Here is a 6,000-nt window from a genome sequence, read left to right as displayed (position 1 = left end):
GCCTGTGCACGGTCGGCGCCGCGGCCCGGGGCGTGGGTCCCCCCCCGCCCCCCCCCCCCCCCCCGCCGCCGTATCTGTATCGCCGCTCTGGCATCGGCATGGAAAAGTAGGCGCGATGTCCAGCACACCCGACCGGCCCGGCGGCTCGGAGGACCCGTTCGCGGTCGCCGAGGCGCTCCAGTCCGTGGTGCGGGACACCGCCGCCGTCGAGCGGGAGGCCCCCGCCGAGCGGATCACCGAGACGATCGGCACCGATGACTGCCGGCGCGACACCGTGGTGCTCGACGAGGAGATGCTCGGGCGCCGGGAGACGGTCCGGGTGCCCACCCAGCGCCGGCCCACCCCCGGGCGGCGCGCCCCGCTGCCGGTCGCGGCCCTCTTCGCCACGCTGTGGGCGGCCCTGCTGACCTACCTCCCGGTGGCCGCCGTGATCGGCCTGGCCCGCACCCTGGAGGGCTCCGGCGGGCTGGCCGGCGCCGCGCACGCCGGGCTGGCCGGGTGGATGCTCGGGCACGGGGTGCCGATCGGGACCTCGATCGGGCCGCTCGCGCTCGCCCCGCTGGCGCTCACCGGTTTCGTGCTCTGGCGGCTCAACCGGGCCGGGCTGCACGTGACCCGGGCGATCGGGGCCAGGCGAACCGGTTCGTTTCCCCGGGCGCTCCTCGTCGCGGTGGTGGTCGGCTGCGCGTACGCCCTGGTCGGAGCCCTTGCCGCGATCCTGGTGGACGGCCGCGGCACGGAGGTCTCCACCGGTGTGGCCGCGTCGCGTTTCCTCGCCCTCGGCGTCCTCGGATCGCTGGTCGGGGCGCTGCGCGGCACCGACGCGATCTCGGTCCTGGCGCGCCGGGCGCCACCCGCGATCCGGCACGGTCTGCGGTCCGGTGTGGTCGCGGCGTTCCTGATCCTCGCCGCCGGAGCGGCCGCCGGCGGGCTCGCGGTCGCGCTCGGCGGAGCGCAGGCGGCGGACATCATCGCCGGCTACCAGACCGGCGTGGCCGGCCAGGCCGGCATCACCCTGATCAGCATCGGGTACGCGGTGAACGTCTCGATCTGGGCGGCCGCCTACCTGCTCGGCCCCGGCTTCGCGCTGGGCACCGGCACCATCGTCCGGCTCACCGAGGTGGCGGTCGGGCCGCCGCCGATGCTGCCGCTGGTCGCCGGGCTCCCGGAGGGCCCGGTCGGGTCGATCGGCACCCTGCTGCTGGCCTGTCCGGTGATCGCCGGGACGGTGGCCGGCTGGGCGCTCACCCAGCGGCTGCGGTTCGGCCGGGACAGCGCGTGGCGGGCCGCCCGGCGGGCCGGCAAGGGCTCCGCCGCCGTCGTCGAGCCACGCTGGTCGCTGCTGGTGACGTCGGGCCTGTTCGCCGGCCCGGTCGCCGGGGTCGCCCTGGGTGTGCTGGCCTGGCTCTCCGGCGGTGCGGTCGGCTCCGGGCGGCTGGCCCGGATCGGGCCGGACCCGGTCCAGACCGGCCTCGTCGCGGCCCTCGTGGTGGCCGTCTCGGTCACCCTCGGAGCCGTCGCCACCAGGGCGTTCTTCCGCCGGTCCTAGAAGTTCTGGAAGTCCTGCGGGTTGAAGTCCTGCAGGACCAGGCCCAGGATCACGAACACCACGGTCAGGACCAGTGCGGCGCCACCGCAGGCGATGCCCGCGATGGCCTGCCCGCGGTTGGTGGCCCGGCCCTGTTCGGCCTTCTGCTTGCCGAGGAAACCCAGGACGATCGCCGCGATGGCGAGCGGCACCCCGAGATAGAAGCAGCAGAGCGCCGGGATCGAGACGATGCCCAGGATCATGGCGATCAGGCCCTGGTTGTTGTCGGCACCGGACGGCGGCATGCCGCCAGGTGGTCCGTAATAGGGCGGGGGAGTGCTCATGCTTCGGTCCTCCGGATCCGGCGTGCGACCAATGATCGGTACGGATGCCCAAGTCGTCGCAGCTTAACGCAGGAGTGACCGATCCCGCCCGGGAAACGCCCCGTTGTCGGGGATGGTCCCGCGCGACGATAGGGTGCACAGGTGACTGACCCCGCGCCCGCCCGCCTGGTCGTCCTCATCTCCGGATCGGGCAGCAACCTGCAGGCTCTCCTCGAAGCGACAGCCGACCCGGCGTACGGCGCCACCGTGGTCGCCGTCGGCGCCGACCGGGACGGGATCGCCGGCCTGGACCACGCCGCGGCCGCCGGAATTCCCACCTTCGTGGACTCGGTGAAGGCCTACGCGACCCGGGACGACTGGGACGCCGCACTGACCGGGCACGTCGCCGGCCACCGCCCGGATCTGGTGATCTCGGCCGGCTTCCTGAAGCTGGTCGGCAAACAGTTCCTGGACGCGTTCGGCGACCGGTACATCAACACCCACAACGCGCTGCTGCCGGCCTTCCCCGGCATCCACGGTCCGCGGGACGCGCTGGCGTACGGGGTGAAGGTGGCCGGCGCGACGCTCTTCTTCGTGGACGCCGGTGTCGACACCGGGCCGATCATCGCCCAGACCGTGGTCCCCGTGCTCGACGACGACACGGAGGACACGCTCACCGAGCGCATCAAGGTGGCCGAGCGGGCCCAGCTGGTCGACTTCGTCGGCCGCCTGGTCCGTGAGGGCTGGACCATAGAGGACAGAAAGGTACGGATTCCGTGACCTCCACAGAGGGTCGTCGTCCGATCAAGCGGGCGCTGCTGAGCGTCTGGTACAAGGACGGCATCGTCGAGCTGGCGCAGGCGCTGCACGCCGCCGGGGTAGAGATCGTCTCGACCGGGTCGACCGCGTCGACCGTGGAGGCGGCCGGTGTCCCGGTCACCCGGGTCGAGCAGCTGACCGGCTTCCCGGAGATCCTCAGCGACCGGGTCAAGACGCTGCACCCGCGTGTCCACGGTGGGCTGCTCGCCGACATGCGGCTGGAGAGCCACGTGAGCGAGCTGGCCGAGCACGGCATCGAGCCGTTCGACCTGCTGATCAGCAACCTCTACCCGTTCACCGAGACGGTCGCCTCGGGTGCGGGCGAGGAGGAGTGCATCGCGAAGATCGACATCGGTGGGCCGGCCATGGTCCGGGCCGCGGCCAAGAACCACGCCTCCGTCGCGGTCGTCACGGCCGTTTCCGCGTACCCCCTGGTGCTGGAGGCGGTGAAGGACGGCGGCTTCACGCTGACGCAACGTAGGCTGCTCGCGGCTCGCGCTTTCGCGGACATCGCGGAGTACGACGTGGCCGTCGCCAACTGGTGTGCCTCGACGCTGGCGGAAAATGAGTGGCCGGAGTTCACCGGGCTCGCGCTGAGGCGGGAGAACACGCTTCGCTACGGGGAGAACCCGCATCAGCGGGCCGCGCTCTACCTGGACCCGGAGGCGCCCGCCGGCCTGGCCCAGGCCGAGCAGCTGCACGGCAAGGAGATGTCCTACAACAACTACGTCGACGCGGACGCCGCCTGGCGTAGCGCCAACGACTTCACCGAGCCGTGCGTGGCGATCATCAAGCACGCCAACCCGTGCGGGATCGCGGTCGGGGCGGATGTGGCCGAGGCGCACCGCAAGGCGCACGCGTGCGACCCGGTGTCGGCCTTCGGCGGCGTGGTGGCGGTCAACCGCGAGGTGACCGCGGAGCTCGCCCGGCAGCTCGGCGAGATCTTCACCGAGGTCGTCGTGGCGCCCTCCTATGAGGCCGAGGCCCTGGAACTGTTCCGCGAGAAGAAGAATCTGCGGGTCCTGGTCGCCCCGGCCTGGAACCCCCCGGCCACCGAGATCAAGCAGGTGGGCGGCGGCGTGCTGGTGCAGTCGGCGGACCGGATCGACGCCGACGGCGACGACCCGGCGAACTGGACCCTCGCGACCGGCGCGCCGGCTTCGGCCGGGCAGTTGGCGGACCTGGTGTTCGCGTGGCGGGCGATCCGCAGCGTGAAGAGCAACGCCATCCTGCTGGCGTCGGACGGCGCGACCGTCGGCGTCGGCATGGGGCAGGTCAACCGGGTCGACTCGGCGAAGCTGGCCGTCTCCCGGGCCGGCGCCGAGCGGGCCCAGGGCAGCGTGGCGGCCTCCGACGCGTTCTTCCCGTTCCCGGACGGTCTCGAGGTGCTGATCGAGGCGGGAATCAGGGCGGTGGTCCAGCCCGGTGGCTCGATCCGTGACAACCTGGTGATCGAGGCCGCCGAGAAGGCCGGCCTGACTGTCTACCTGACCGGGACGCGGCACTTCTACCACTGATCACATTGCTGGCAGGGTCGGCTGAGGTGGCTTATCTCCCGTTCAGCCGACCGGCTGGTAATCGTCCGTTAACCGGCTGATACGGTCGCGAAAATTCGCCCGGACACTGGGAGAGCAGAGCTATGGGCAAGAAGGTAACCGTCGTAGGCGCCGGTTTCTACGGGTCCACGACCGCGCAGCGTCTCGCCGAGTACGACATCTTCGAGACGGTGGTTCTCACCGACATCATCGACGGAAAGCCGGCGGGTCTCGCGCTCGACATCAACCAGTCCCGGTCGATCGAGGGCTTCGAGACGAAGGTCGTCGGCGTCAGCACCGGCCCGAACGGCGAGGGCTACGAGGCCATCGCGGGCTCCGACGTGGTCGTCGTGACCGCCGGTCTGCCGCGTAAGCCGGGCATGAGCCGGATGGACCTGCTCGAGGTCAACGCGAAGATCGTTCGGCAGGTCGCCGAGAACATCAAGAAGTACGCGCCGAACGCCGTCGTCATCGTGGTGTCCAACCCGGTCGACGAGATGACCGCGCTGGCCCAGCTCGCCACCGAGTTCCCCCGGAACCAGGTCTTCGGCCAGGCCGGCGTGCTCGACACCGCCCGGTTCACCAACTTCATCGCCGAGGAGCTGAACGTCCCGGTGTCCAGCGTCAAGGCGCTGACCCTGGGCTCGCACGGCGACACCATGGTGCCGGTTCCGTCGCGCTGCACCGTCGACGGCAAGCCGCTGTCCGACCTGCTGCCGGCCGACAAGATCGAGGAGCTGGTCGTTCGTACCCGTAACGGTGGCGCCGAGGTGGTCGCGCTGCTGAAGACGGGCTCGGCGTACTACGCCCCGTCGGCGGCCGCGGCCCGCATGGCCAAGGCCGTCGCCGAGGACTCCGGCGTGGTCATGCCGGTCTGTGCCTGGGTCGACGGTGAGTACGGCATCTCCGGCGTCTACCTGGGCGTCGAGGCCGAGCTGGGCGCGCAGGGCATCAAGAAGGTCGTCGAGGACAAGCTCACCGAGAGCGAGCTGGCCGGCCTGAAGGAGGCCGCCGAGGCGGTCCGCGCCAAGCAGGCGGACGTCGCGCACCTCTAAGATTTCGCTGAGCGAGTAAGCGACTTCGCTGACGTGGGCCGGGGCGGTGCGCCCCGGCCTTCGTCGTCTCTACGCGACGGCCAGGGCCAGCATCGTGACCACGAAGACAGCGGTGAGCACGGTGGTGACCCACCTGACCGCCTCGTCGCCGAACCGGTCCTTCAATCGCTGGCTGGACAGCACCAACGGCACCGCGAGGAACGGGACGACCCCGGCCCAGGCGCCGAACCGCAGCCCGGTGATGAAGGCGGAGCCACCCGCGCCACCGACCAGGTCCGCCACGTAGTTGCCGCTGTACGGGAACAGCACGAAGACCGTCGGCAGTAGCAGGGCGGCGGCCACGGCCACGGCGTACCGTGCCGGTTTGGCGGCTTTTCTGCGGAGCAGCAGGATGAGTGCCCAGGCCAGGGCGAACAGTGCGACGATGATCAGCCAGCCGGCGAAGGCCATGCCCCCGGCCCGGCCGCCGGTGATCTGGCGGGCGCCCTCGGCGTAGTTTCGCGCGGTGATCTCGCCCGCCGCCATGACCCCCAGGTACGCCGCGGCCGCGACCAGCCAGCCGAACGCCTGGAGCATGAAGAGGCCGGTGGATTTCGGCGCCGGTTCGGGTTCCGGCGGCGGCTTCGCCAGGCCCTGCGCGCGGCTCGGCCTGGTCTTTACGGTCTGGAACCGTCGTCCGGCTCTCCGGTTTCGGGGACGGGCGTTGGGCATCGCTCGATGTTAATGGGTGAGCACCGTCA

Annotated in this window: 6 protein-coding genes; 4 read left to right on the top strand and 2 right to left on the bottom strand. The window is 71.4% G+C overall.

From position 1 onward, the window contains the following. The first annotated feature begins 115 nt into the window (after positions 1-115). Positions 116-1,549, top strand: a complete 1,434-nt coding sequence (locus KZ829_RS02265; protein ID WP_220142181.1) for a cell division protein PerM — start codon at positions 116-118, stop codon at positions 1,547-1,549. On the opposite strand, the gene KZ829_RS02260 is transcribed toward KZ829_RS02265, so the two are convergent. After that, a complete protein-coding gene (locus tag KZ829_RS02260; protein ID WP_220142180.1) occupies positions 1,546-1,872 on the bottom strand; it encodes a DUF4190 domain-containing protein in 327 nt (108 codons plus the stop codon). The two genes, KZ829_RS02265 and KZ829_RS02260, sit on opposite strands and share 4 nt — an antisense overlap. Positions 1,873-2,013: 141 nt before the next feature. Between KZ829_RS02260 and purN the strand changes: the two genes are divergently transcribed. From purN to mdh, 3 genes are all read left to right on the top strand, one after another. Continuing rightward, positions 2,014-2,631, top strand: coding sequence for a phosphoribosylglycinamide formyltransferase (purN, locus tag KZ829_RS02255; RefSeq protein WP_220142179.1), 618 nt, complete (start codon positions 2,014-2,016; stop codon positions 2,629-2,631). Continuing rightward, the gene (gene purH / locus KZ829_RS02250; RefSeq protein ID WP_220142178.1) at positions 2,628-4,187 is read left to right on the top strand and encodes a bifunctional phosphoribosylaminoimidazolecarboxamide formyltransferase/IMP cyclohydrolase; all 1,560 of its coding nucleotides are present in this window, start codon (positions 2,628-2,630) and stop codon (positions 4,185-4,187) included. The genes purN and purH overlap by 4 nt, the downstream gene beginning before the upstream one ends. A 122-nt stretch (positions 4,188-4,309) precedes the next feature. Then, a complete protein-coding gene (mdh, locus tag KZ829_RS02245) occupies positions 4,310-5,260 on the top strand; it encodes a malate dehydrogenase (RefSeq protein ID WP_183222928.1) in 951 nt (316 codons plus the stop codon). Positions 5,261-5,329: 69 nt separating this feature from the next. On the opposite strand, the gene KZ829_RS02240 is transcribed toward mdh, so the two are convergent. After that, on the bottom strand, positions 5,330-5,971 hold the full coding sequence (locus tag KZ829_RS02240) for a hypothetical protein (protein ID WP_220142177.1): 642 nt from the start codon (positions 5,969-5,971) through the stop codon (positions 5,330-5,332). Positions 5,972-6,000 lie beyond the last annotated feature (29 nt).

Source organism: Actinoplanes hulinensis (genome assembly GCF_019429605.1).
Classification (GTDB): Bacteria; Actinomycetota; Actinomycetes; order Mycobacteriales; family Micromonosporaceae; genus Actinoplanes; species Actinoplanes campanulatus.
Note: the sequence above shows the minus strand (reverse complement) of the source record. Positions and strands in the feature narration are given on the sequence as shown.